The sequence below is a fragment of the Streptomyces sp. NPDC085900 genome, assembly GCF_044540925.1.
In the GTDB taxonomy this organism is placed as follows: domain Bacteria; phylum Actinomycetota; class Actinomycetes; order Streptomycetales; family Streptomycetaceae; genus Streptomyces; species Streptomyces gilvifuscus.
The window spans coordinates 1-24,936 of sequence record NZ_JBITSP010000017.1; the positions used below are offsets into that span (position 1 = coordinate 1).

Here is a 24,936-nt window from a genome sequence, read left to right on the forward strand (position 1 = left end):
ACAGCGCGCCGGCTGGGACAAGCTCGCGCCGGCACAGCAGTACCTGCTGGGAAGCGTCGGCATCGACCCCGACGCGGACGTACCGGTCCGGCCGGCGGTGCGCTCACAGGCCGACCGGTGGGAGACCAACCTCGCCGCCGCCCGCCAATACCACGCACGCGAAGGCCACCTCCAGGTCCCCCGCAAGCACGTTGAGAACGTCGTCACCGGCGACAGGGAGGGCGGCCAGGCGTCCGTCCGGCTAGGGGCCTGGCTTGATAACACGAGGCGCAGGGCCACCAAGCTGAGCCCGGAACGACGGGACGCGCTGGATGAGTTGGGCATGCGCTGGTAGGCGTGACCTCGCAGAGGCTGTAGGCGTTGGGCAGGGTACGCAGTTGATGTCCATTCCCCCGTGGTCTTCTGCGAACCCGAGAGGGCCCGCTGCGGCGCACCGACAGCGGGCCCTCCGCCAAGCGCGGCCAGCCGGTCAATCGCCTGTTGATGGAAGGCCCATGTTGTGTGTCAGTGGGGGCTGCGGGGGGCTGGTGTGTTTGTGCCAGTAGGGATCATGCGTCGGCGAAGGCAGGCGGTGTTGGCGCCGGTGCCGTGTAGCAGGTCTGGGGCTGTTTGCGGTCTTGGGGAGCAGCGAGCAGTTCTACGTACTGCTGGTGGTCTCCGCGTTCCAGCATCTTGCGGGCCATGAGGATGTCCTCTTCCTGGCGCTCGTTCGTCACCGCCTTGATCAGCCATGTCGCATCTGTGTGGCTGAGCTTCAGCGCGATGGGAGAGATGAACCAGGCCGGCGCAGACCGGGCCACTGCGTTCAGGAGCTGGTAGGCATCCGCGTCCTGTTGGCATGCGCGCAGTGCGTTCACGATGTCGACCAGTTCGCTGGGGGCGCGGATCGCTGCGACTGTACTGAGCAGCTTGTAAGCGTAGGAGTGCCCGCTTTTGCCGTAGGTGCGCAGCTCGGCCAGAAGGTTACAGAGGTGAGAGGGCCTGCCCCGCGTGCCTGCGGTGTCCAGTAGTTCGTGGGCAAGGTTCCAGTCCTGCTGGTTGTCGTCGGAGCGGAGCAGGACGCCCATCACCCCGACGAAGAGCTCCGGCGATGCTTCGAGAGCGAAGGACACGAACGGAGATCCGTGCTCCTTCATCGCTCGTACCGTCGTCAGGATGTCGAGGGTCAAGGTCTCGGTGTAGCGGTCCGCTTGTGGTTGGCCGGCTGTTCCATCGGTCTCGGCTGTGGCGGCGGAGTTGTCCGATGGGTCGTCCTGGTGGAGTTCGCTGGCGAGCTGGTCGAGACGGCGGGCGCCGTCGTCCAGATGTCGTGAGGCTTTGGCCAGCGCGTCGTCGATGTCACCAGCCGCTGCATCGAAGCCGGTGTCGTCGGATGTCGGAAGGCTGGGAGCCTTCAGTGGTGGGGGGTTGTCCGGTTGTCCGGTGCGCTGGCGCAGTCGTTCGAGTTCGGCTTGGAGGGTGCGGATCTGTTCGGCTGCCTCTTCGGCCAGCCGGTCGGCCTTGGCGCGTTCTTCCCGGGCGCGGTCGAGTTCGGTTTCCGCGGACTGTCGCTGCTCTTCGCTGCGCGCCAGCTGCTGGTAGACCTGCTTCAGTCGTTGGGGCCGGTGTTCGCGTCCTTTGAGCCGGTCGCGCTCGGCGTGCAGGGTGGTGATGTCGCGTTGCAGCTTGTCGACCATGGCCAGCAGCACCATGACCATCTGGTGGCTTCTGGATCGCTCGCGGTCCAGTTCGATGGCGCGTTCCCACGCGCGCATCAGTTTGTCCTGCAGGGTCAGTGAATGGCGTTGCACGGCGACCAGCTCGTTCGCCAGCGCGGTCGGGTTCAGCTTCGGGTCGGGGCTTTTGTCCGGCGAGGTGGAGTCCTGGCGGGCGGCGAGGGCACGGGCTTCGACGAGCATCCGCTCCCGCAGTGCGGCGTCCTCACCGGAGCAGATATCGGCGATGGCCTGGACGAACTCATCGTCCAGCAGCCTTCCGGCAAGGCGCTCGCCGATGGTGGAACGGCTCGGTACGCGTCCGTTGCTGAAGTGCTCGGGCGTCAGCCGCTCCATGACGTCATCGAGGCGCAGCTGCGCTGTGTCCAGCCATTCCCGCAGCAGATTTGCCACGGCATTGGCCTGCGGTGTGGGGCCCTTGGGATCGCCCCATGGCCTGGTACGCCGCCCTAAGTCGCCCAACCTGCTTCTCCCCATCCGTCTTGGGCGCTGTCCGGTCCTGTCCGCCCGGTCGGCCGGACAACTGGAACGGTTCTTTCAGCGCGGTGCAGGGTGTGCAGCACCGCACGGCACCAGCACCCCACCACCAGGGGAACACCGTCGTGCTCGCACACACGTTTGGGAGACCCTACCGATGCTCGATCTTCTCCAGCAGGCTCTTCACGAGATCCTCCACGGACTCGTGACCGAGCTGCCCGCACAACTCGCCGGCACCGCCATTGCCGCCCTCGCCGCCGGCGCGCTGCGCGCCCGTCGGCGGCGCCGGTTGACGGCGCGGACCAAGCCCTCACCTCCGCCCACCAGCCACTAGACCCCTTGCAGCAAGGGTGTGAGCTCCTACATGAGGTCGACCAGGACGGGACTGGGCAAGGGTGGCCAGCCTGTGCTCACCGACGACCTCTGCGACGCTGAGCGCCGTTCGGCGCTGGATGCCGCCGACATCCGCTGGTGACGCGGCGGAGAAGGGTGTGTGGTGGCCCGTCTCGGCGTAGGGACAACTCGGTGGGTCCGCGTCCGCGGTTCTTGGCACGGGCGGGCCAGGCAGAAGACTGTTGTTCCAGTTAGACCGCCAGGACGGTGCGATGTCGTCGCGCGCGGCGTCGATCCTGAGGTGCCGGATGATCACCGGATGGGACGCCGTCCGCATGGGGGCAATGTCTGGACATGTGCAGTCGAAATTCGAAGCAATAGAGGCTTCGTTCCGATCAAAATCTGTCCAGCTATGCGAAAGAGCCGACCCATTATGTGGGCCGACTCTTTCGTTTGCCGTTCCGCGCGCCAACGCGTCCGGCTCATATTCCCTGTTCAATCGCGGTTGGAGCCGTGGAAGCAGGGCACCGTCGCACTGGTCGGCGGTGGTAGGGAAAGTTTGGGCAGTGAGTGGCAGTCAATCCAGCAACCGCGGGACAGATTGATTTAAAACGAATCTTAGAGGCCGTGATCAGTTCCGGTGGTACGGGAAGTCCCTGGTCAGGCGTTTATCTAAGATGTCCCAGTCGTGATGCGGGAAGTTTTGGTGGTGAGCCGCTTCTGATTTAAAAGCCATCCTTATGCGCGGCTTGGCATCTAGGTGGCAGGATGCTCTGCGACTTCCTGGCAGCGCCAACTGCCTTGGAGTTCTTCGCGGTTGGAGAAAAGTAGTGCGAGCCGGTGGCGCGAGCCACCGGTGGTGTGAGCAGGGCCCGTAGGCACGGGCTCTTTTGAGCTGAGAGGTAGGTTAGGTGGGAAGGCCAGAAAATCCCATTCCGGACCCCACAAGTCCGCTGGGCAGACTTGCCGTTGCTCTGCGCAACGGGCGTCGGGGTGCGAGCTTCTCCTACGTTGAGCTATCGGATCGGACACGGTTCATCAGCCCGGGAACCTTGCAACGGGCCGCTTCGGGTACCCACCTTCCCAGGTGGGAGGTGGCGCAGGCCTTTGCGCGTGTATGCGGGATGGACGACGAGGAGATCGCCCGGCTGTGGCACGCGGCCTATCGCAGCATCCCGGGCAGGCGCAGCGGCGGCAGTCCTAAGCCTCCGAAGGCGCGTCCTGACCGTATCGAGGACCTGAAGGGTTTTGGTCCCGCACTGGAGGAGTTGCGGCAGGCGAACGGGGCTCCGTCTTTTCGGATGATGCAGAGCCGGGCGCGGGCCACTGGTCGAGAGCTGTCGCGCAGCACGGCCTACCGGATTTCGACCGGTCAGCAGCCGCCGGCGTCGGCTGAGTGTCTGGAGGCGTTCCTCGTCGCCTGTGAGGTGCCGCCGCGGGATCGTACGGCGTGGCTCGATGCCTGGCGTCAGGCGCAGTGGCGCGCCGCCCGGCAGGAAGCTGAGCGGCGAGAGGAGATGCGGCAGCTCGAGTCGGTGGTCGCCGAGAACATCCGCGGTCAGGTGTCACAGGAGACCGCTGTACGGATGCTGCGCAAGGCCGGCTTCGAGGCGCTGGAGCGCTTTCGCCGTTTCGATGCGCCGTGGTCGGTGGAGTGTCTGGAGTGTGCCGCCACGCTCCGCTTACGGCTGTCCGACCTCGTTCTCGTGCGCGCCACGTGTCCGGAATGCCCGACGCTCACCGAGCGTGTGAGGGAAGCCTGGGCTGAGCTCGTAGCGAACCGCTCCGGGCTGCTCAGCCGTCAGTATGTGCGCGCGCTGCGCGCCGCCGCGGTGTTGCAGCCCCGCCTGCACCGCGGCCACTTGGACGTGCCCGTGTTCGTGGCCGACCGCCCCACACTGACCACCCTGCAATCTGGAGACTGGCACCCTGCGCTGGAAGAGGCACTGCGACGTCATGTGCGGCGGCCGTTCTATCTGGACGTCCTGCTCGTCCCCGACAACGGCACTTCCTCGCGCCAGAGCGGACTTAGGCACCGCCGGCTCGCCAAGGCCGCCGGTCTGATCGACGGCCCTCTGGAGGGCCCGCCTCCCCGGCGAGATGTGGAACACACGAACGGGGTCGCGCCAGCCGACGGTGCCTCCAAACGAGTCGCCACCGCAGTGCAGAACAACACCATCCGCCCGGCTCCGGACATCAGAATCCCTTGGAAGCCGACCAGCAACAGCGGCGCCTGAGCAACCGCAGAACCAGAGGCTCCTGCACTGGTTCAAAGCGTGCGCCAGTGCAGGGACGGTGACTCCAGGCGTACGACACCAGACACAGCTCGGCGTACGAACCAGCGAAGCTGCGCGCCCCGAGCATGCACGCGTCTGCCACACACGGGACATCCACATGTCCCTTCAACACGGCCTCGTGAGAGCGCCTCCCCAACAAGGACCTGCCCGATGATGCACTGCGCAGCATCTACCACGACGGAAACGGGGTTGCCCCCCTGCCTCCACGTGATGCTCGGAAGCGATGCCACTCAAGACACCTTCACCAGCTCCTGGACCTGGCCGGCCGTCATCAGCCTCGCCACCCTGGCCGTCACCACGTACTTCTCTATCGATCAGGTTCGCAAGAGCCAACGCACCAAGCAGGCCAAGCGCTTCCAGGCAGACTACGAACTACTCAACGAAACCATCGTCATCCTCGACAAGCTGGCCGGAACCGCCGCGCAGAAGGCCGACTTGACCATCCTCAGCGAGCTCCTCAGCCGGATCAAACAGGCAGAACGCCGCTTCCCTGACCTACCTCTCGGAACCGTCGTCGCCCACATGGACGCCTACAGGAAGACCACCCTGCCCGACGACTTCCGGCGCAAACTCAGTGCCAAACGCATCCCTCTGGACGACCTGCTGGACCTCTCACGCCAGCAAGGCGCCGCCATCACAGGAGCCCTCGCTGCCATCGCCACCGTGCAGAGCGAAATCGACCGCCGTACCAGTTGACCTGCCAGCGAGCTCACCGTCGGCAGCGTGATCGGCCGCACCGCCCCCGCGCTAAGACCGTCGGAAGCACCCTCGCCGCACTCCTGGCCCACGCCGCAAGCGCGCACTCGTCATCCGACTGCTAAGGCAGGTGGCGCTGTGCGCGGGCTATCGCGCACAACGCCATCCAGCCTTGACGTCACTGATCACGTGGTGACTGGGCAGCCGACCGCACGGTCGGGCGCGGGCCCGGAGGGGCCAGGATCTGCCGCTCCCGGGGGGAGCTCGTAGCCGACGGTGTTCTTCCCTGCCTTGCCCATGGACCGGAAGGGACCGACGACCTTGTGGTGGGTCGTGTTGCCCGAGGTGTAGGTGATCCGCAGACTCCACTCGTAGTTGCCGCGGCAGGCGGTGGCGTTCACAAGGACAGTGGCCGGATCGTCCGCACTGACCGTGAACCCGGGGCCCAGCGGGTTTGTAGGGGCGGGTGAGTCCTCAGAGCTACGTTGCCCTACGACCCCTTTGTCAGCGAAGTGTGCGGTGTCCAGGTTGTAGTCGAAGACGCGGCCGTAGGTCTCACCGCATCCGCCTCCGGTGACGGCTACCCAGGCGGGGGGACCGATAGGTTTGGGGGCCCTTGTGGTGGGAGCGATGTCATCGATCTGGATCTTCTTGCCATCGTCGGTGCTCAGGTCGATGTAGAGGTGTCCAGCCCCCCAAGCGGCACCTTTGTTGCTGGTGATGTCTGATCGGAAGCGCTGGTCGGTCAGCTTGAACGTCGACAGATCCGGACCGCCGGATGGCATCGCCACGGACGTTGCTCCGTCGCAAATGGCATAGGTGGGCCAGCGTGCCGTCAACCGCAGCGGACCTTTGTCGTCCTCGTCACTCTTTGCCCGCAATGACTGGGAAGCTGTGGCACCGGCGGACGGGCTCGTGGTCGGTTTGGCGTCATTGGTGCTTGAGCCGCCGTTGAGCGTGTCCAGCAAGAGGAACGTACCGACCCCCGCCACGACTGCGGCCGCTCCCAGCAGGGCGATCACGTTCTTGCGCGTATACCAGGACGCCGCATCAGCTTGGCGGACCGTGTTCCCGGGCGCCGACTGCTCGATGGAAGGTGGCGTCGGAGGTGATGGCGGAGGCGGCTGACTGCGGTTACCGCGTGCCTCCTTAATCCGTCTCTTCCATGCATCGTGATGGAACAAGTCCACCGACACTACCCTGCCGCGCTGTTGAGCAAGGTGTACCAGAGCGTCGACCACCGCCAGGAACTGCTCCTCGCTCCGCGGAACGCTAGTCCCACGGACCCAGCCAGCGACAGTGTTGGCATTGACCTCCATCGGGTTTGGCCCAGCACGCACGACGCGAGCGATCTTGTCCGCCTTGGGCTGGCCGGCAAGTCTGTGAAGCCTCTGGACGGCTTGCAGGAAGCGGTCGTACTCGGCGTAGGTCACGCTACTTCTCCGCAGTCAGATCACGACTCGGGCGACTCGGGAACATTCAACGTAGCGTCCTCACCAGCACCGATGACCACGAAATAGGAAATCGACGCTGCTTTAGCGGTCGGGATACTGCTGGAGTGTCCTTCACGACGGGGCCGGCACCGCCGCCAGTCGTCTCTCCCGCCGTCCCTCCGGGGTGAACGCATCCACCCCCGAAACCGGAGTCCGCCATGGCTGCCACCAGTGACATTTTCGCCACCCTTCCCGCGACGGTCTCCGGCACCATGCTGATCGGCCTCGCCCTCCGCTGTCTCTTCCCATCCGACTCCGGAGGATTGCCTGGGCTCCTGCGCGCCTGGTCCCAGTTTTTGAACGACCGGCTTCTACGGAAAGCGGCCGCCCGTGATCTCGATCCCGGCTCCGCTCTCCAACGCCTGCGCCCCGCACCCGCTGCAGGTGCTGCTCCGGACCAACCGTCCCCAGACCGCACACCTGACCCACTCTCAACTCCAGACGCCCCCGCAGACCTTCCTCCCTGAACGACTCAAGGATGGACGCCGATGCTGGCGCAAAGCGTCATAGCCAGGTGTCCCCCTCGTCGCGGAAGATAGGCCACGGCCGGTCAGAGGTGTCTGGGGACAACAAGAGGTGCCGGATCCCTGCTGCCCAGCTGTCTTGATCGAGCAGTTCGATCAGGTAGCGGTCCATCTCCGAGGGCTTCAGCTGCAAAGTCCGGGACACCGTGGCGGTGAGTCCGTTGGGTGCGCGCCATTCGGTCTGGCTATGCATCTCCATGACGACCTCACCGGCCACCAGGTTCCGGGTAGCCGCTGGACGCACCCACTGTGCGGGGATGCCCCGGGCGGTCAGGTCTGCGGCCAGGGCCGGGCCGGACGTCTCCACCACGAGGGTCATGACGTCGCCGATCAAACGTGCAGCGGCCACAGGGTGCATGGGGTAGACGCCCCAGGGAACACGCAGCGGGTCGCGCGAGACGCTGTCCAGACTCGTGGCGTGCACGTTGAAGTCGAGTTGGTTTCCGATACGGGCGCGGCGGCGTGCGGCGTCCCATTGGCGAGCTGCCCGTTGTCGGAATTCCTGCCGAGTCCAGCCCTGGCCGATCACGCCGTACAGGTCGACGGCGAGCAGGGCGCGGCTGCCAGGCGCCTTGGCGGCGAAGATACCGTCCTTGGCTGCGCGTTCAGTTGCCGTCTGCAGCAGCCCCAGGTGCGTCCGCAGCGGGGTATCGACCACGTGGAGCCGCTCGCCTGCGTGGTCGCCGGGCAACGCGGATCCGGTACGGATCGCGTCGTAGGCGGTCGCGATCCGGCGCTCCTGGACGGTGCTGCGGTACCTGGCGTTGGTCTTGATCTCATAGGTGTGCGGCCCGTCGTCCTGCCAGACGGTGACGTCGCCGATTCGCAAACAGCTGGTCAGATCGTGCATGAGCGCGAACTGGCCGTTGTCACGCCAGTGGCTCTCTACGGTCTCCAACTCCGTCTTGAGGCCGGCCTTGCCTGCCATGATTCCGGGCGGCGGATTCCGGCACAGGGCGAGGATGTAGCGGCGGTCGTGATTGAAGGCCCGCCAGGCCAGCGCGTCGCCGACCGAGCGGAACTGCCGCGCTACCCGCTCGCACAACTCGCGCTCGAGAACCCACGTCTCGATATCGGCCGGAGACAGCCCTGACTGCGGTTCGGGCGCACCGGCTTGCGGGTGCTTGCCGTCGCGCATGCGCTTGACCGCTTGGCTGAAGGCGTTGCGGTGTTCCTCGACCGCGATGATCTGTCGGAGCAGGTCCTGTTGCAGTTCGTAGCCGTCCTTGGGGCTACGGCAGGCCCGTACGCGTTCGATCAATGGCACCAGGTCTGCTTGTGCGGCCTGGTGCCGAGGATGCGCGATCACTTCTTCGGGCTCAACGCCCAGATCCAACAGCTTCACCCGCACAGTGTCGCTCCACCAACACCCGCAACAAGACAGGTTTTTCCCCGCTCCACCGCAGCGCACTGCCGCGGCTGACCAGCACCCTGGACGGAGTAGCGGCCATCGCCCTCTCATCGCGCCCCGTAGCCTGCTGCTCGGCGGAAAAGACACCACCGGGCGCCTAACCCGCGTCGCCAGTCGGTTCAGTCGACCTCGCCGCGCGTACCTCTGCTGACCCCGCCGCAAAGCCATCGGGCAGTGCAGGGATCGACACAGGACGGCTCGCATACCGAGCGTCGATGATTCATCACGCGTAGCATCGACCGCGTCCGGCGGTCGTTGGGCAAGGACGACAGCAGCCGCAGGCGCCACAGGAAGTCATTACATCGTGAAGAGAAGCGGGGGCTACAGCGATGGAGTGCAGACTGATCGTTGCGGGCGACAGTCCCGGTGAGACCGAACGGCTGCTTACCTCGCTGACCGCATGGCTGCGCTATGAGGAGGACCTACAAGGACGCACCCGGCTGGTCCACGGCACGATCGCGACCGGGGCGATGGGCGGCCTCCCGGAGGCACTGGCGGTGGCACTTTCCGCTGGCGGCGCAGCAAGCGTCCTCGCTCGCGCTGTCGTCGAGTGGGTCAAGCAGCGCAAGAGCGATGTCACGGTCAAAGCGGTCAGGCCGACCGGAGAGAGCTTCGAGTTCGATGTGCGGCGTGTTTCCGATCCGGAAAGCGTGATCGCTCAGTTCCGTGAGTTCCTCGACGCCGGGCAACCGGTCGCCGACCGCGATGAGACTGCCTGACGGCGATCGCTCCCGCGTCGTTCTGATCGGCACGTCACGCCATCTGGCCGACCCGGAGCTTCCCGATCTGCCGTCCGTGCACAACAACCTGATCGACGTTGAGGCGGCTCTCAGTGAACCCGTTCACGGCTGGTTCACCCCGCATACCTGTACGGTTATCGACAATCCTGGTACGCCGCAGGAATTGGTGAGCCGGCTCGATGTTCTGACGCAAGAGGCCGAGGATCTCCTGCTGATCTACTTCGCCGGTCACGGCTTGCTTGACGATCAGGGAAGCCTGCACCTCGCCCTCGCGGAGACCCGGCGCGGTGCTCTGTTGCCCTATACCGCCATGCCCTATCGGGGCATGCGGGAGCTTGTCGTCAACAGCCCGGCCCGCAACCGCGTCGTCATTCTCGACTGTTGCTTCTCCGGCCGCGCCCTGGGCCTGATGGCCGCACCTGACCATCTCGTGAAGGGCCAGACCGCAATTTCCGGGAGCTACATTCTTACCGCGACTGCGGCGGACATGGCCGCTCTCGCCCCGGAGGGCGAACGCAACACCGCTTTCACCGGCGAACTACTGCGCCTGCTCAAGGAGGGCGACCCGGAGGCGGCTGCCGAACTGCTGACCCTCGACGACACCTACCGGTTCCTGCTCCAAAACCTGCGCGGCCGCGACCTTCCCCGGCCGCGGCGGCAAACCGGAGACACCGCAGGAGACCTGGCGATCGCCCGGAACATCGGCTACCGGCCCCCGCCCACGGGTGACAGAACAGGCCAGAACTCATCCCGGCTCCTCCTGGCTGAGGAAGAGCAGGTCGGACACGGCGGCGATCCGCTCGAGGCAGCCCGGCGGTATGCGGACATCGCCGCCGTGCTCGTACGGGTCTACGGACCTGAATTCACAGACGTGCAGGCTGCCGAGGCCAGCCGGGTGTACTGGGCGCAGTACGCGGCTACCGCCGCGCCTTCCCGAACCACCGTCATTCGCACCGGAGTTGGCATCGACTTGGGCACAACCAACTCCGTCGTCAGCGTGACAGAGGGCGGCGATCCCGTCGTCATCACGAATGCGGAAGGAGCCGAGTCGACTCCTTCCATCTTCGCTTGGTCCGCTGAGAACACGATTCTCGTAGGGGCCCGAGCGGCCCGGCAGACCATCACCAACGTCGACCGCACCATCCGCCTGCCCACCCGCGAGCTGAGCAACGACTGGAGCACCCGCGTCGGGGGACACACCTACACGGCCGCCGAGGTGACGGCCCACATCCTGCGCAAGCTCAAACGGGACGCCGAAGCACATCTCGATGCCGCCGTGCAGGACGTCGTGATCACCGTACCCGCTCTGCTAGACGACACGGGCCGCCGAACGATCGAAAAGGCAGCCGACCTGGCAGGACTGAGCGTGACGTGCCTGCTGTCGAAGCCCAGCGCGGCCGCGCTCGCCTACGCCCTGGACTGGGGCGAGGAACAGACTGTGCTGATCTTCGACCTCGGAGCAGCCACCCTCGGCGTCTGCATCGCGGAGATCGGCGACGGCGTTGTCGAAATCAAAGCCGTCAGCGGCGACCCCCGCCTCGGCGGCGACGACTGGGACCAGCGCATCGTCGATCACCTCCGTGAGCGGTTCCGCGCCCGCCACGGCGTCGATTTCGCCCAGGACCGGATGGCGATGGAGCGGCTGCGGGAGGCCGCCGAGAACGCCAAGATCGAACTGTCCTCGGCAACGGAGGCCTCGATCAACCTCCCTTACATCACCGGCACCACCCAAGACCCGCTACACCTGGACGAGCACCTCACCCGTGCCGAGTTCCAGCAGCTGACCGCCGACCTCCTGGAGCGCTGCAAGAAGCCCGTCGAGTACGCCATCCAAGACACCGGAATCCCCATGAACGACATCGACCACACTGTCCTCATCGGGGGTGCCACCCGCATGCCCGCCGTCGCCGACCTCGTCGAAAAGCTGACCGGCAAGGCGCCCCGCAGGCTGCTTCGCCCCGAGACGGCTCCCGCCCGTGGGGCCGCGCTCCGGGCTGGCATCACCAAGGGCGACGTGAAAGACGTCCTGCTCCTCGACGTCATCCCGCTTTCCCTCGGTATCGAGACCAAGGGCGGCATCATGACCAAGCTCATCGAGCGCAACACCACGATCCCGACCAAGCGCTCCGTAGTCTTCACCACCGCTGAGGACAACCAGACGTCTGTGCAGATCCCGGTCTACCAGGGCGAGCGTGAGATCGCGGCGTACAATAAGAAGATCGGCATGTTCGAGCTGACCGGCCTGCAGCCGGCGCCCCGTGGCGTCCCGCAGATCGAGGTCACCATCGACATCGACTACGCAGGCCGCTTCCGCGTCACAGCCCAGGACCTCGCGAGCCAGGACAACCACGCGGCCCTGGACGACGGCGACACTGCTCGGCACACCCGCAGCGACCGCGACATCACCAGGCTTCTCGCGCACCGCGCCGCACCACCACTCCCTTCCACAGGCCAGCAAAAGTGACCTCATACTCGGTTGTCTTCCGGACTTCTGGACGGAGTCCTTGCTGGTCGTGTCAGCGCCGACGGGAGCGGTGGCATGCCCTTTGGACGGCTACCTGCTGGGGGTGTGCATGAAGAACGCCCGGGCCGCGGCCAAGAAGGTCCGAGAGAAACGCCGTACACCGGGCGAACGGAGCGAGCGGTCGCAAGTGCGGACGTGGAGGTCCGAGATCCACACCAAGCCAAAAAACGTGGCCCAGTGACGCAGTCCGATCAGGTGCGCGAGCGCGGCACCGGATCCGGACCAGCCTAGGCTGGCCGTGGCGACGGATCCGGTGCCGCTCCGCTTCGGAGATGGTCTGGTGGGTATTGGTGTTGGCGCTCGTGGAGGGGTCAGCTGCGTCGGAGCAGGGTGATCTTCTGCTGGGCAGCCACGATGGCCCGAGCGAGTTCGCCGCGCGCGGCCTCCTGCTTCATGGCCTTGACGAGCTGGGCGCGGTGTTCAAGGAGGGACACCTTCATCACTGGGCCCTGCTCGGGCAGAGCGGTGTCGAGGTATTCCTCGACGCGTTCGACGACCTTGAAGAGTTCGGGGCCGATGGCCGCCATATGGTCGGCGACGCCTCTGATCATGGTGCCGGTCTGGGCGATGTCTTCGAAGTCGTCGGCGCGGCACGGCTTGTGGGCAAGGCGGCACTGCGCCTTGTAGAGGTCAGCAAGCCACTGGTCGGGCTTGTCGAGCTCGGTGTTCGCTTCGTCCTTCCAGCGGATCTTGCGCATCCAGGCGAAGACCTGCTTGTGGTGGACGAGGGTGTACGCGGCGAGGGCGCCCATGAGTAGAGCGGAGACGGCGGTCACCGCGAGGGTGCCGGCGCTGGTGCCGATCGCCAGCGTGGTGCTGGGCATCATGCTGATCCGTTCATGGATACGCGGCTGTACCCCTGCGGAGGGGACAGCGCGAGCAGGGTTGGTGGGTCCGGCTGGCCGGGGCGGTGTCAGTTCCCGGCGGCGAAATGGCGCAGTGCGTCGACGTCGTGGACGATGAACTGGCGGTAGCGGGCCTCGATGACGCCGTGGTAGCGCAGGGTCCGGATCGCGGTCTCTGTGGTGGAGAGGGCGATCTGCAGGGCCGCGGCGATGTCCTTTTGGGACGGGCCACTGATGACCGTGTAGTTGGAGGTCCTGGGCGCGGGGACGCCAGCGGTGTCGGCGAGGTGGGCCAGGAGACGGCTGATGCGTTCCAACGGCGGCCGGGTGGCCAGGGTGTAGACGAGTTCGTCGCTGCGGTTGCGGTCTTCCAGGCTGCGCAGCAGGGCGCGCTGGACCTGCGGCAGCCGATCCAGAAGGACGTTGAAGTAACGGGCGTCGCAGTGGATGACGGCCGTCCGGGTCAGACACCGGGTGGCGACGGCGGCGCCGCAGTTGATGAGCTTGGCCTCTCCGACCAGCTGGCCGCCACCCCGGAACCTGGTGATGGTGGGGATGCCCTCCCCTGTGCCCAGCGGGAAGCGGTCCTGGCGCACGAGGCCTTCCCAGATGATGTAGACGTCGCCGTCTTCGCGTTCCAACGGCAGGCGTTCGTCGCGCGCGAAGATGCGCCCGCGCAGTCCCCTCTTCAGCAGGGTGTCCCAGGTCTGCGCCGGCAGGCGCTGCGCGAAGCTTCCCTCGGGCTTGTCCTCGTTGCCCTGGAAGTCGGTCGGGCGGGAGGTATCGAGTGCCGGAAGCATGCTCACACCCCCGCCCGGACGAGCAGAGCGGCGCGCGCTCCGGCGTACACGCCCTGAAACCCGCCGGGGTGACGGTGTGCCATGAACGGGGCGCTGTGTCGCTGGCGCCCGGACGGCGGGATGGTGCCGCCGACAATCGTGCTGCTCACGTGGTTGATCCTTGTTCGGTTGTTGAACTGGGACCCCGCTGCATGGCGGGGCCCCAGGGTGGTGGGTCCGTCGTCCTTTCCGGGAGGTGGGGCACTGTCCAGGTGGTGAGTCCGGGCAGGGGGTGCAGGGTTCAGCGAAGCAAACGCTACCGCTCCGTGAGAGCGATGAGCCACCCGCGTTTTCGATGGTCCTGGCACGATCGAAGATCATGGAATGAAACCCTTGTACGGGAGGGTTTGTTACAGAGCTCACCGGCCGCTTCACGGAAGGACAAGAAATCCTCAGGGGATTCACGAGATGATTTCTTGGATATTATGAGCGTCCTGAAAGGTTTTTTCTCAGGTGGCGGCAAGTGGCCTCCGCGTAAACGGGAGACAAAAATAGGGAGGCCCCGGGGCACCACCCCCAGGACCTCCCGGAAAGGTCCGGACCCACCAAGGATCAGACCAGTGCCTAGTAAACACCACCGACGGTGTTAGGGTCACTGCCAGGGGTGCGTCAGCAGGTACTTACCACCCGATGAGCAGGGCAAAACCCCTCCCTGGAGGGGGTTTGTTACGTGTGATGCGCCGCTCTGGACACGTCAAACAGACCTCTCCCCTCCTTGACGATTCATCCTTTTTGTCCATTCAAGGGCGACAAACGCTCCGCCTTATGGATCAATGACAGCGTTGTCAAATGACAAGCATCGATCGCAAGTCGACAGATCCGATCATCAGGGCCGTGCAGCCCGGCGCGCCCCTCCCGCCGAAGCCTCCGCCGCTTAACTTCGACCAAGCGTGCGCTTTGAGCATTCGCAATTCAAGCGGGGCCGTCACGGGCGGAATTTTCGGGAAAGCTCGCAGGCCGCACCGAATATCTATTGGCCGTGCATGAAGGTCAAGAATCCTGGGCCAGAAAGGTCGTCGGCCTCACGAACGTAAATGTCGACCAATCCACAAGATCAGCCGCTGATGCGGCCCGCCGATCCAACCTCAGCATCCCGTCCTCGAAGAGCCTCCAAGCGAGCCCACTGCGGTTGAAGTTTTGCCCAGTCAGTTCCGTTACAGACCAGATGAGTTGGCGGCAGGAAGCGCCCACATCCGGAGCGTCCCGCACAGAAACCAACCATTCGGACACCCGTCTTAACCGACTGCGTGACCTCACGCTCCCTTCTGCCACCGGCGCACAACCACTCAGCCATTTCGCAACCACGCGCCGGGTCTGCCAGGGCGGCGCAACACGTGGGTGATCGAAAGGCACCAGACCGTCGCCTGCAGAGCTCCCCCTCACCCCGGTCGAGAAGCAGAAGACGCATCGCACGCGGGGCCAGTTTCAGTTCTTCAGTCACGGCGGCCGACGGACGCGCTTAGTTGTGTGCTCTTTGGGCAGTTGACGGCGAGAAGGGAGCAGAGGCGCGTTGCCGTGCGGGCACCCAAGACAGGGATGAAATTGCACGCACAATTCCATGGCGTGTTCCAGCTCACCTCCATGGCGGAGGTCAAAACGCTCCCGAGCGCGCTGCCTGAGAAAATGACACGGCGAGCCACCTTGACCCACATAGCAATCGCCACCACACCCTCACCAGACCCCGGGAGCACGACGACGCCGTGCTCGTCGTTCCGGCATGGATCACGCCTGTGAGCCGACTGGATCCTGACGCAGGAGGTCGGGCCGGGCGTCGGCGAGGGCGAAGGCCCGCTGAAGGCCCTCCAGGAGGGCGGGCTCGATGCGGTAGACGCGTACTCGGTCGTCGAGTTCGAGCAGGCGCGTGTTGTTGTCGGGGCCGATGCGGCGCCGCACCGCGCGCACGGAGGTGAGCGTCCCGCCGATCCGGTTCTTCGGGATCGGAGTGTCGGGGTGGGCCGTGAAGTGGGCCTGGACATCGTCGTAGGTGGCGGTGCCGCCCACGTCGGCGATGTGGCGCAGCACGGTGCGGGCGCCGGGCATCAGCGCGGCGATCGTGTCGAACAGCATCCGCTCCGACCAGCCCTGCCACAGGTCGTCCTCGCTCAGATCCTGCGGTCCCGGACGGGGCTCCAGAGCGGGCGCTTCGGGCCAGCCGCCGGTCGTGGGCGCGGGGTTGAAGCCGTAGGCAGCCTGCACCGCGGCGATCGCCTGCTCGTAGGTGTCCCGCTGGGTATTGATGATCAGCTGCACGCCCTGCCCCTCCGTGGTCTCCTCCCCCATCCTGGACCCCAACGGCGGGAGGCCGAAGGCGATGCGGCGGAAGTCGCTCGCGGCAGCCCGGGCCCGCTTCGCGCCCGGCCACTCGGTGCGGTAGCGGGCCTGCGGCAGCCGCCGGCGCATCACGAGCTCCTGGGCGACATCGGCGATCGCCTCCGGATCGGCATAGCTCGTCTCGACGGGGACGAGGACGCTGGAGAGCAGTACGTCGTCGGGGCTGAGGCCGAGCAGGGCATAAGACCAGCCCTTGCGTTCCTCCCAATTCAGCCGGATGCCGCCGTGGCCGTGGGTACGGCTGGCGTCCCATTGCAGGAGCATGTAGCCGGTCAGTCCCCAGCGGAGGCTGTTGAGGTTGGCTCGCACCACGCCGGGCGGGATCCCGCGGGCAAGGAGGGCGGCGTCGACGGCCTTCACGTAGGGCCAGTGCGGCAGTTCCTGGGGCCAGCCGGGGCGGCCGGGCGGGTCGAGCAGCACGGTCATCCACCTCTGCAGGGCCGGGACACGGTCGGTCGGGTCGGGTCAGGAGGCGTGGCGGAAGACGGCTGCCGGGCCGATGACGGCCGCGCCGAACTTCTCCCGTACGCGGTCGACAGCTGTCTCGGCGACCAGGCGGGCCTCGCGGGCGTCGTCGAGGCTGATCTGCGTCGCGACCTGCTCGGCGTCGAGAAGGTCCTCGCCCTTGAGGACGAGTCCGGTCAGGCGTCCGCGCTGCAGGCCGGCGGCGTCCATCAGCTGGTAGGCGAGCTGGCGCAGGTCGTCGTCGTGCGCGGACGGCTCCGCCAGACGGCGGGTCTTCTCCCAGCGGCTGCCACCGGCGAAGCGCAGGGTGAGCGTCACGGCCCGGGCGGCCTGGCCGCGGCGGCGCAGCAGCAAACCCAGCTGGACCACGAGCTCGAGCAGGGCGGCGCGGACGTCGGCGCCGTCCAGTACGTGCCGGTCGAAGGCGCGGCTGACGGCGGCCGCGGCCGGCAGCGCGCGGGGCACGACGGGGCGGGGGTCAATGCCGCGGGCCCGGTCGGCCGCTATCCGGCCAGCTTTGCCGCCCAGCAGACGCTGCACGGTGGCGGGTGAGACGGCGGCGAGCAGGCCCACAGTGTGGATGCCGTACTCACGCAGCACCGCAGCCTGGCGTGGGCCTATGCCATGCAGCGCCTCGACCGGCAGCGGGTCCAGCCAGGAGGCGACCTCCTGCGGCGCGATGGCCAGAACGCCGCCGGGCTTCGGCACTTGGGCGGAGGCGGTGGTGGCCACGGTGATCGACGGGCCGACGCCGACCCGGACGTCGACACCGAGGCGGGAGAGCGTGCGCACGCGCAGGACCTCCCCCAGCCGGCGTGCGTCGGCGCCGTGGTAGCGATGGGCACCCTTCAGCTCCACCAGCGCCGCGGTCGGCGGCAGTGCCTGCACCACCGGGGAGAGCCCCGCGAGCTGCTCCAGGACCTGCCGGTAGGTCTCCTCCCCCAGCCGGTCCGGGCAGCGCACATGCATCACCGTCGACACCGCAGGTGCCGGATGGCTGTTCGTCATCCCTCACCTCCCACACCCCACGTTATCGAACAAAAAATCGAACACGCGAGAGGCGCGACGCATGGATCATGAGCATAGAATCAAAAACGTGTTCGATGACCTGCCACCCGACCTGGACCGCCTGCGCACCCTGCGCACCTGGCACGTGCTGTGGGTGCAGCGCATCGACGCCAAGATCCACGCCCTGCTGCGGCGGCAGGCCGAGGCCGAGCACGGCCGCCGACACCGGCCACCGGCACCCGACTGGGTCGTCGAGGTCGGCATCGGCACCGGGCGCCCGCCCATCCAGCTGCATGCCGGCGACTGCTACATGCTGGGCTCCCGCCGCCGGCCCGTCGACCGCGACGAAGCCCGCCGCCTCCTGACGGGCGGCCTGCGTGCCTGCAGCCACTGCCGGCCCGACAACCGGCTCGAGGTCCTCGACTTATCCCGGCCCATGTTCCTGCGCGCCGATCGAACCTCTGTGCCATGCCGCCCGATATCCTCCTCCCTGGGCGCTGCGTGGTGATCACCCAAGGACAGGACCTCCCCGATGACGACTCCCCCGCCGATCGCCGATCCCGACCCCTCCGCACTGACCTGCACCGGCGACCAGGTCGGCCTGTGCGCCGGCTGCCAGCGCAAGACCCACCGCTACGGACACGGCGGCCGCCCCCTGTGCCAGTGGTGCATGGACGCGGTGCAGCAGCAGTGGGGCACCAGCGTGCGCTTCACCAGCATCCGCACCTGACCAGCACGGCCTACCTGTACTCGGTCGGGTGAAGACGCAGCAGGCGCAGAACCCGACACGAACTCCGTCCGTTCATGCCGGGTATGAGACCGATCAACGACGCTCATGTGACGGAGCCGGGCCTGGCCGTGGTTGAAGTCGCGGCCCACGACGACGCCACCGCCTTCGCCGTCCAGGAAAGGCTCGCCCAGTGGTGCGCCATCGCCGCGGCGGACTCCACAGTCCGCGAACCCGGCGAGCCCGGCGTCCGGCTGCGGTTCTTCCTGGACCTGCGCCAGGAACCCGACCTGTAACCGGGCACCAGGCAGCCCGGCCAGCGGGGCCGGGACATGCCGCGGCCCCGAACGCCGAAGCGCCCGGGGCCGCAGGTGGTGGGAAGGGCGGTCGCCTACGCGGCGAAAGGCACTGCAGAGCTTCAGCCGAACGATCTTCCCTGCAGGCGGAAGGTGAGGCCCGGGGACACAGGCCCTTCACCACCACGTCCAGCACAACAGCCCTCCCCCGCCCGGCATTCCCGGCCGGTGGCTGGACGGGCAGGCGGGCGGGTCAGGCGCTGCGCGGCTTGCGGGCGGCCGTCTTCTTCGCGGCCTTTTTGGCGGTGGTCGACTTCGAGGCGGTCTTCGCCGTCGCCTTCTTGGCCGGCGTCTTCTTCGCGGCCTTCTTGGCCGGGCTCTTCTTCGCCTTCGACAGGTCGTGGACGTCGGCGTCGCCCGTCTCACCGCGGGAGGTGCGCACCTTCTGCACCGACTCCTGCAAGGCCGCCATCAGATCCAGGACCTTGCCCGGCCCTTCCTGCGCCTCCGGAGCCTCGGGCAGCGGCTGGTCCTCCCGCTTCGCCTCGATCACCTTCGCCAGCGCCTCGGTATAGGTGTCGTGGAACTCCTCGTCGTCCAGGTCCTCGCGCGTCATCGTGTCCACCAGCGCCAGTGCACCCTCGATCTCGCCCTCGTCCACGTCGACGGGCGGCGGGAGGATCTCGGCGGGGTCGCGGATCTCGTCCGGCCACCGCATCGCGTGCAGCACCAGGGCGTCCTCGCGTACCCGCAGCAGGCCCAGCCGTTCCCGTCCGGACCATGCGTACTTGGCGACCGCCACCTTGCTGGACCTGCCCAGCGCCTCGACCAGCAGCTTGTAGGGCTTGGCCGCCACCGTGCCGTCCGGGGTGAGGTAGTAGCCCTCGCCGATCTGGATCGGGTCGATCGACTCCAGCGGCACGAACGCCGCAATCTCGATGGCCTTCGCCGTGGGCAGCGGCAGGTTACTCAGCTCGTCATCACTGATCGGGACGACCTGGTCCTTGGCGTACTCGTAGCCCTTGCCGATCTCCGCATTCCCGACCTCGCGGTCCTCCAGCTCGCAGAACTTCCGCACCCGCACCCGGCCCATGTCCTCCAGGTGGTACTGGTGGAACTGGATCGCATGGTGCTCGGTCGCGGATGTCACGTGGATAGGAACCGTGACCAGGCCGAATGAGATGGCGCCGGACCAGATGGTTCGGGGCATGGCAAACCTCCGAGCAAAACGCCCCGAGCAGTCTCAGCCTAGAAGCAGCACCGTCCCCAGGCACTTTCACGGCACCCGCCCGCCATCCACCCTTGATGCTTGCATCGACGAACCAACCGCAAGCACCAAGACGACCATCGCGATCATGCGCACCACGCTGGAAGCCTGGCCAATACACCGGTACACCGGAATCGGTACGGGCCGGTGTTGGCGGCTTCTGCGTGCCCTTGGCGGCACTTCGGCTGCCGTGCATCTCTCCATCGCGCCCGCGGTGGTGCTGAGTGTGGCATTGCCTGCCCCCTGGGGGCGCCAGCGGCTGTCTATTGCACGGTAATGGCGCGCCCGCCAATGTTGCGACTTCGGGATCAGCGACGGGCCAGCGTACGTGTAAGGCCAGCGGCGATGGTGGTGGCCAGGACGTATCCTGCCGCGATCAGGGCTGCCGCAAGCCACTGCTGCCAGCCGCCGGGCCTGTACGCCTCCTGTTGGCCGAAGCCCACAATAGGGAGCAGGAGATCGAGTCCGTAGAGCAAGGGGTTGAAGGGCGGGGCTTCGGCCGGTTTCACGGCTGGTGGGTGGTGTGCGGTAAAGGCGACTGTTGCTATGAGCAGTAGGAGTAAGAGCCATCCGACAGCGCGCCCGGGACGATAGCCGTAGCCGACGGTCCAGTCCTGAACACGGCCCCAGAGCCGCAGGGCGGCGGACTGATCAGCGTGTTGGTGGCGGCTTTTGGCCAGAAGTACGTCACGTGCTTCGTCATCATGTCCGTACCGGAAGTAGGTGGCGGCGAGTTGCTCGTAGGGCTGCGGCAGGTATCCGGTGGGTTCCTTGGCCAGCCAGGCAAGCCGGCCTTCGAGCGGGAGTGGCGTTTCCAGGTGGTCGTAAACGAGCCCGTCCAGTGAAAGATCGTTTGGCCATCGGGCCGGGACGTCGGCCAATACGCCGACACGTGCGTGCCGGGCATCGACAGGACCGCGGAACTCGGTTCGGGAGTCGGTCTTGAGTGAGCCGGCTTGGATCCTCTTGAAGGACAGCGCGCCCTCGATGGTCGCACCGGCGAGGCACAGAGCGCTCCCAATATGGCTGCTGGTCAAGGAGACCCGGCCATATGAGGTGAAGCCTTCGCAGCAGTTGAGTGTGCCACCGACGTTCATCCCCCACGCGGTCAGAGTGCGGCTGGCCGGATTGGCAAGGCGGGCGTCGTAGAACTCAACGCTGGCGCCTACTCGCGCGTCCGTCAGGACAATGTGTCCTTCGGAGGCTAGTCCTCGGCAGTAGAGACCCCCCAGGACATGGAGCCGACGGGCAGAGAGGGTCTCGCCTCCGGGATGGAGTAACTGCGCATGGGCAAGGTTCACCGAACCCTCGACGTGGGTGCCCTCCAGCAGGATCTGCCCGCTGACCGTCAAGCCGGAGGATGCATCAAGCTCACCACCAATGCGGGCTAGGGACGCGTCCAGCGCGCATCGGCCAGCCGTGTGGAGCGTTGCCCCTTGAAGCCGTAGGGGCCCTTGCACAGTGGCTCCGGCCAACGTGACAGTTCCTTCAGCGGCAAAAGCCCCGTCCAATGTGAGGGGTCCTTCCACATGCAGGCGTTCAGCGCACAACGCCGTGCCACCGGGATTGCTGACGTCGGCGCCGCTCAGGGCGCAGCAGCGTGAGATCTGCGCATCCTGCAGCCTCATCTCGCCTTCGGAGCGCAGGCGGCGATCCGGCCCTTGAGGCGTGTTGCCGCCAAAGAAACCACCTTCGACAACGAGTCCGTCACCGTTGAAGGTCACCCCGCCTGGATTGGTGATGCAGGTGTTCTCCAGCACCAGAGTCCCCCCGACACGTGCACTCCACATCAGGGCTTCGCCATGGATGACGGCGTCCCTGCAAAGGAAGTCCCGCTCGGCGACGAGACTGTCGGCCAGGAGCGCTGGATTACCGTTGAGGCGTATGCGGGTGAGGTCGGCTGTGCCGCTTACGTGGAGGCGGGTAAGCCTCAACGTGGCGGAACTGCGGCAGTTGACAAGGCGGAGGAGGCCGTCGACGCGTACGTCTCGCATGTCCAGGCCGGGCATCTGTGAGTCGCTGAGGTCGATGAGCTTCGTGGAGGCGGCCTCGAACTTCGGCTCCTGCTCGAACACACAGTTCGTCATCACGACGGCATGGGGGATGTCGCTGCCCGACAGTTCCACAGCCCCTGTGATTCTTGCGCCCCGCAACCGTAGGGCTGGAACATGCCCCGGTTCGGGTTCGCGCTCACCGAGTAGCAATCGGGTAATGATCTCGGCCCGTATGACGGTGCCGGAGGCAGGGGCTGCCCTTGGGGGGCCGAAATCGACCTCTCGCCCGCTGGGAAAGGCCTCCCACAGAATTTGCTCGGCTTCGGACAGACTCCGCCCCGACATAGGCCGCTCCCCCACACGGTATTGGAATGCTCCGTACGTCATGTCCTCTGTTGAGATGCCATTCCCGATTCGTCTGGTTCCGGCTGGGAAGGCCTCCTGACGGTTTGGCCGGTGTGTGCGAACTGCAGCAGTGGTGGGTTCTCGTGCGACCGGGGCAGGAGCAGCGGTTCCCAGCTTGCGGGCGGCGCCTTGGACGACAGAGCGGCTGCGCCCAGCGCCCGCCTCCGAAGTGAGGCTCCAGTGATCGTCTGCTACCTGAAGCATCGCAAAGAAGTCAGGTCGAGCCATCTCAAGCCACTCGAAACGACCGAGGCCATCGTGGGCGCCGTCACAGGCCCACTCGCCGCGCCCCGCAAACTCGTGCTCGGCAGATATGACACCACCGGACGCCTGCAGCACGTCGGTCGCACCAACATCCTTGCCGCGGCCACAGGCAGCGCCCTGGCTCCCCCGCTATCCCCGGCAGGTGGCTCTCACCCCTGGCACAACTGGTCTTTCACGGTGGGATGGGCAGTAAGGAGACGCTGCACGTCAGGCTCGTGGAAACCGAGCTGATAGTGGGAGTCGGAGTCGATGTCGCCCGGGACGCAGCCAGCCGCTGGCGCCACCCCGCGCGCTGGCATCGCGCCCGCCCCGACCTCTCCGTCGCCGATGTTCTGTCCTTGAAGGCGCCCCCGCGTTGACGGCGGAGCGGTGCGGGTTCGGTGCCGCAAACATCAGGAGCCGAGGTGGAACCTTGTTAGGGCGGTGGTCCAGTCGGTGACGATGGCCTGCTGCGCGGCGGTGAGAGTGATCTGGCCAGAGCAGACCGCGGTGTGCAGCTTGGTCTCAACCGGGTCCTTCTTGTTGTTTACCCCGGCGCCTTTCCGGTGGCCGGGGTCGGCGGGTTCGACCCACAGGTTGCGGGGGTCGTTGGGGTCGCCGCCGAGTTGCAGGCTGATGAGGTGGTCGTATAACTGCGCGGTATTGCACCTGATGCACGATCCGAAGGGATTCAATCCGCTGATCTCAGACAACGCTCGACCGCCCTGTTACCGTACACCAAGGCTGTGACCTGGTAATTTGCTAGACACTTCCCGTCTACTGCAAGATTCATGCACTCAACGGGAAGGGTGTGCGGGGTGGCGAACGGTGCAAGACCGCCCATCGCGGGGGCGGCCCGGCTGGAGCTGGTGGACGGGGTTGCCCTGCTGCATCCCGAGGACGCGGTCTTCGAGGCGATGCTCAGCGGGTTCGCCAAGCAGCAGCGCGGTGGCCGGCGGCTCTACAAGAAGACGGTCAAGGGCCGTGATGGGCAGCTACGCCGGTTCGCGCTGTTCACGAACGAGTACCCGTGGAACTGGACCGCCTCGCACATGGACGAGTGGATGGTGTCCCTGATCAGCGAAAAGGGGCTGGCCCACTCGACGCTGCGGTCCTACCAGCTGACGGTGCGGCTGTTCTGCGACTTCCTGATCAGCCCGGCCTACGAGTGGGCTGATGAGTGCGAGAAGCGGTTCGGGACGCACCCGGTGCAGATCTGCCACGAGTGGAACACCGTCCAGCACCTGACCGATTACGAGGGCCAGGGCGAGAGGCGCCCATTCACCCGGGAAGAACTGCAGAGGTTCTTCGACTACTGCGACGACCGCATCGACGTCGCGGCCCGCAGCCGCCGCAAGGGCGCTCTGGCGGCCTACCGCGACGCGACGCTCTTCAAGGTGCTCTACGGCTGGGGCCTGCGCCGGAACGAGGGCTGCAAGCTCGACCGGGTGGACTTCCACCGCAACGCCGCCGCACCTGAGCTGGGCCGGTACGGGATGCTGCAGGTCCGCTGGGGCAAGGCGACGAAGGGCTCGCCGCCGCGCCGACGGAACGTCGCCAGCGTGATGCCGTGGGCGGTGGAGGCGGTCGAGGACTACGTGGTCAACATCCGACCGCGGTTCGGTCTCCCGGACCACCCTGCTTTGTGGTTGACCGAACGCGGGGGCCGTCTGCAGCCGCGCGAGGTCAACGACCGCTTCACCGCTTACCGTGACGCGATCGGTCTGCCGCCGGAGCTTACCCCTCACTCGCTTCGGCACAGCCACGTCACGCACCAGATCGAGGACGGTGTCGACCCGAAGTTCGTACAGGACCAAGTCGGGCACCGTTACGCGAGCACAACCGCCATCTACACGGCGGTCAGCGGCGACTTCATGAACACAATGATGCGGAAGGCCCTGGACCGAGCCTTCGAACGGGACGCGGACATGGGAGACACCGGATGACGGCCAAGCTGGACTACACCTGGCGGCTGCGCGAAATCATGGCCGAGCAGGGCATGTTCACCACCGCGGCCTTGCAGCCGTTGCTGGCCGAACGCGGGGTGACGCTGTCCACCAGCCAGGTCTACCGGCTGGTGACGGAGAAACCGGAACGGCTCAGCCTGAAGGTCCTGATGGCTCTGCTCGATATCTTCGGCTGCCCCATGGACGACCTCATCCGGCCGACCATCTCCGCCAAGACCACCCGAGGCAAGCGCACGGCTGACGGCGCCGAGGCGGGCATCGGCAGCTTCCGTCCGAAGCGGGCACGCATCACTGGCCCGGAGAAATGACCGCTGCACCTGCTGTCCCACCGCCCGAACC

The 24,936-nt window shown here is 66.5% G+C and carries 21 protein-coding genes and 2 pseudogenes; 12 read left to right on the plus strand and 11 right to left on the minus strand.

Annotated features, from left to right (window positions below; all coding sequences use genetic code 11):
* Positions 1 to 334 (plus strand): helicase associated domain-containing protein (locus ACIGDI_RS39395; protein ID WP_399907108.1); only part of this gene is annotated, 334 nt, incomplete at its 5' end.
* A gap of 214 nt (positions 335 to 548) precedes the next feature.
* On the opposite strand, the gene ACIGDI_RS39400 is transcribed toward ACIGDI_RS39395, so the two are convergent.
* Complete coding sequence (locus ACIGDI_RS39400; RefSeq protein ID WP_399907110.1) at positions 549 to 2,108, minus strand: hypothetical protein; 1,560 nt, start codon at positions 2,106 to 2,108, stop codon at positions 549 to 551.
* Between the two features lie 241 nt (positions 2,109 to 2,349).
* On the opposite strand from ACIGDI_RS39400, the gene ACIGDI_RS39405 reads away from it, so the two are divergent.
* The 3 genes from ACIGDI_RS39405 to ACIGDI_RS39415 all read left to right on the plus strand — a co-directional run bounded on the left by ACIGDI_RS39405 (position 2,350) and on the right by ACIGDI_RS39415 (position 5,518).
* Positions 2,350 to 2,526, plus strand: a complete 177-nt coding sequence (locus ACIGDI_RS39405) for a hypothetical protein (protein WP_399907112.1) — start codon at positions 2,350 to 2,352, stop codon at positions 2,524 to 2,526.
* 910 nt (positions 2,527 to 3,436) lie between these two features.
* Complete coding sequence (locus tag ACIGDI_RS39410) at positions 3,437 to 4,762, plus strand: helix-turn-helix domain-containing protein (RefSeq protein ID WP_399907114.1); 1,326 nt, start codon at positions 3,437 to 3,439, stop codon at positions 4,760 to 4,762.
* Between the two features lie 270 nt (positions 4,763 to 5,032).
* Entirely contained in the window at positions 5,033 to 5,518 is a 486-nt protein-coding gene (locus ACIGDI_RS39415) for a hypothetical protein (RefSeq protein ID WP_399907116.1), read from the plus strand.
* A gap of 185 nt (positions 5,519 to 5,703) precedes the next feature.
* Here the strand turns inward: ACIGDI_RS39415 and ACIGDI_RS39420 are convergent, their stop codons facing one another.
* A complete protein-coding gene (locus ACIGDI_RS39420; RefSeq protein WP_399907118.1) occupies positions 5,704 to 6,951 on the minus strand; it encodes a hypothetical protein in 1,248 nt (415 codons plus the stop codon).
* Between the two features lie 564 nt (positions 6,952 to 7,515).
* A complete protein-coding gene (locus ACIGDI_RS39425) occupies positions 7,516 to 8,880 on the minus strand; it encodes a hypothetical protein (RefSeq protein WP_399907120.1) in 1,365 nt (454 codons plus the stop codon).
* 395 nt (positions 8,881 to 9,275) lie between these two features.
* Here ACIGDI_RS39425 and ACIGDI_RS39430 point away from each other — a divergent pair, with 395 nt between their 5' ends.
* The 3 genes and pseudogenes from ACIGDI_RS39430 (at position 9,276) to ACIGDI_RS39440 (ending at position 12,150) form a co-directional block, all read left to right on the plus strand.
* Positions 9,276 to 9,665 carry a hypothetical protein gene (locus tag ACIGDI_RS39430; protein WP_399907122.1) on the plus strand — a complete coding sequence of 130 codons (390 nt, stop codon included), beginning with the start codon at positions 9,276 to 9,278 and terminating at the stop codon, positions 9,663 to 9,665.
* Positions 9,652 to 10,242 (plus strand): annotated as a pseudogene (locus ACIGDI_RS39435) (caspase family protein); the annotation flags it as partial. The gene ACIGDI_RS39430 and the pseudogene ACIGDI_RS39435, both read left to right, overlap by 14 nt.
* Before the next feature lie 390 nt (positions 10,243 to 10,632).
* A complete protein-coding gene (locus ACIGDI_RS39440; protein WP_399907382.1) occupies positions 10,633 to 12,150 on the plus strand; it encodes an Hsp70 family protein in 1,518 nt (505 codons plus the stop codon).
* A 371-nt stretch (positions 12,151 to 12,521) separates the two neighbouring features.
* Here the strand turns inward: ACIGDI_RS39440 and ACIGDI_RS39445 are convergent, their stop codons facing one another.
* From ACIGDI_RS39445 to ACIGDI_RS39465, 5 genes are all read right to left on the minus strand, one after another.
* Positions 12,522 to 13,037 carry a hypothetical protein gene (locus tag ACIGDI_RS39445; protein ID WP_399907124.1) on the minus strand — a complete coding sequence of 172 codons (516 nt, stop codon included), beginning with the start codon at positions 13,035 to 13,037 and terminating at the stop codon, positions 12,522 to 12,524.
* 86 nt (positions 13,038 to 13,123) lie between these two features.
* Entirely contained in the window at positions 13,124 to 13,855 is a 732-nt protein-coding gene (locus ACIGDI_RS39450) for a Crp/Fnr family transcriptional regulator (protein ID WP_399907126.1), read from the minus strand.
* Between the two features lie 2 nt (positions 13,856 to 13,857).
* Entirely contained in the window at positions 13,858 to 14,004 is a 147-nt protein-coding gene (locus tag ACIGDI_RS39455) for a hypothetical protein (protein ID WP_399907128.1), read from the minus strand.
* A gap of 1,612 nt (positions 14,005 to 15,616) precedes the next feature.
* Positions 15,617 to 16,645 carry a hypothetical protein gene (locus tag ACIGDI_RS39460; protein ID WP_399907130.1) on the minus strand — a complete coding sequence of 343 codons (1,029 nt, stop codon included), beginning with the start codon at positions 16,643 to 16,645 and terminating at the stop codon, positions 15,617 to 15,619.
* 45 nt (positions 16,646 to 16,690) lie between these two features.
* Entirely contained in the window at positions 16,691 to 17,698 is a 1,008-nt protein-coding gene (locus ACIGDI_RS39465) for a hypothetical protein (protein ID WP_399907132.1), read from the minus strand.
* Between the two features lie 88 nt (positions 17,699 to 17,786).
* Here ACIGDI_RS39465 and ACIGDI_RS39470 point away from each other — a divergent pair, with 88 nt between their 5' ends.
* The 3 genes from ACIGDI_RS39470 (at position 17,787) to ACIGDI_RS39480 (ending at position 18,721) form a co-directional block, all read left to right on the plus strand.
* The gene (locus ACIGDI_RS39470) at positions 17,787 to 18,206 is read left to right on the plus strand and encodes a DUF6233 domain-containing protein (RefSeq protein WP_399907133.1); all 420 of its coding nucleotides are present in this window, start codon (positions 17,787 to 17,789) and stop codon (positions 18,204 to 18,206) included.
* A gap of 24 nt (positions 18,207 to 18,230) precedes the next feature.
* Positions 18,231 to 18,428, plus strand: a complete 198-nt coding sequence (locus ACIGDI_RS39475) for a hypothetical protein (RefSeq protein WP_399907135.1) — start codon at positions 18,231 to 18,233, stop codon at positions 18,426 to 18,428.
* 83 nt (positions 18,429 to 18,511) lie between these two features.
* Complete coding sequence (locus ACIGDI_RS39480) at positions 18,512 to 18,721, plus strand: DUF6207 family protein (RefSeq protein ID WP_399907137.1); 210 nt, start codon at positions 18,512 to 18,514, stop codon at positions 18,719 to 18,721.
* A 253-nt stretch (positions 18,722 to 18,974) separates the two neighbouring features.
* Here the strand turns inward: ACIGDI_RS39480 and ACIGDI_RS39485 are convergent, their stop codons facing one another.
* From ACIGDI_RS39485 to ACIGDI_RS39495, 3 genes and pseudogenes are all read right to left on the minus strand, one after another.
* Positions 18,975 to 19,931: a Ku protein gene (locus ACIGDI_RS39485; protein WP_399907139.1), complete on the minus strand. Its 957-nt coding sequence runs from the start codon at positions 19,929 to 19,931 to the stop codon at positions 18,975 to 18,977.
* Between the two features lie 365 nt (positions 19,932 to 20,296).
* Positions 20,297 to 22,114 carry an oxidoreductase gene (locus tag ACIGDI_RS39490; protein WP_399907141.1) on the minus strand — a complete coding sequence of 606 codons (1,818 nt, stop codon included), beginning with the start codon at positions 22,112 to 22,114 and terminating at the stop codon, positions 20,297 to 20,299.
* A gap of 929 nt (positions 22,115 to 23,043) precedes the next feature.
* A pseudogene (locus ACIGDI_RS39495) lies at positions 23,044 to 23,280 on the minus strand (hypothetical protein); the annotation flags it as partial.
* A gap of 168 nt (positions 23,281 to 23,448) precedes the next feature.
* On the opposite strand from ACIGDI_RS39495, the gene ACIGDI_RS39500 reads away from it, so the two are divergent.
* On the plus strand, positions 23,449 to 24,576 hold the full coding sequence (locus ACIGDI_RS39500; RefSeq protein ID WP_399907143.1) for a tyrosine-type recombinase/integrase: 1,128 nt from the start codon (positions 23,449 to 23,451) through the stop codon (positions 24,574 to 24,576).
* On the plus strand, positions 24,573 to 24,905 hold the full coding sequence (locus ACIGDI_RS39505) for a helix-turn-helix domain-containing protein (protein ID WP_399907144.1): 333 nt from the start codon (positions 24,573 to 24,575) through the stop codon (positions 24,903 to 24,905). Before ACIGDI_RS39500 ends, ACIGDI_RS39505 begins: the two co-directional genes overlap by 4 nt.
* The last annotated feature ends 31 nt before the right edge of the window (positions 24,906 to 24,936 follow it).

Coding starts and splice junctions, on each gene's coding strand:
- ACIGDI_RS39405 (WP_399907112.1), top strand. CDS start 2,350: ATGCTCGATCTTCTCCAGCAGGCTCTTCACGAGATCCTCCACGGACTC.
- ACIGDI_RS39415 (WP_399907116.1), top strand. CDS start 5,033: ATGCTCGGAAGCGATGCCACTCAAGACACCTTCACCAGCTCCTGGACC.
- ACIGDI_RS39430 (WP_399907122.1), top strand. CDS start 9,276: ATGGAGTGCAGACTGATCGTTGCGGGCGACAGTCCCGGTGAGACCGAA.
- ACIGDI_RS39445 (WP_399907124.1), bottom strand. CDS start 13,037: ATGATGCCCAGCACCACGCTGGCGATCGGCACCAGCGCCGGCACCCTC.
- ACIGDI_RS39450 (WP_399907126.1), bottom strand. CDS start 13,855: ATGCTTCCGGCACTCGATACCTCCCGCCCGACCGACTTCCAGGGCAAC.
- ACIGDI_RS39465 (WP_399907132.1), bottom strand. CDS start 17,698: ATGACGAACAGCCATCCGGCACCTGCGGTGTCGACGGTGATGCATGTG.
- ACIGDI_RS39475 (WP_399907135.1), top strand. CDS start 18,231: ATGACGACTCCCCCGCCGATCGCCGATCCCGACCCCTCCGCACTGACC.
- ACIGDI_RS39480 (WP_399907137.1), top strand. CDS start 18,512: ATGAGACCGATCAACGACGCTCATGTGACGGAGCCGGGCCTGGCCGTG.
- ACIGDI_RS39485 (WP_399907139.1), bottom strand. CDS start 19,931: ATGCCCCGAACCATCTGGTCCGGCGCCATCTCATTCGGCCTGGTCACG.
- ACIGDI_RS39505 (WP_399907144.1), top strand. CDS start 24,573: ATGACGGCCAAGCTGGACTACACCTGGCGGCTGCGCGAAATCATGGCC.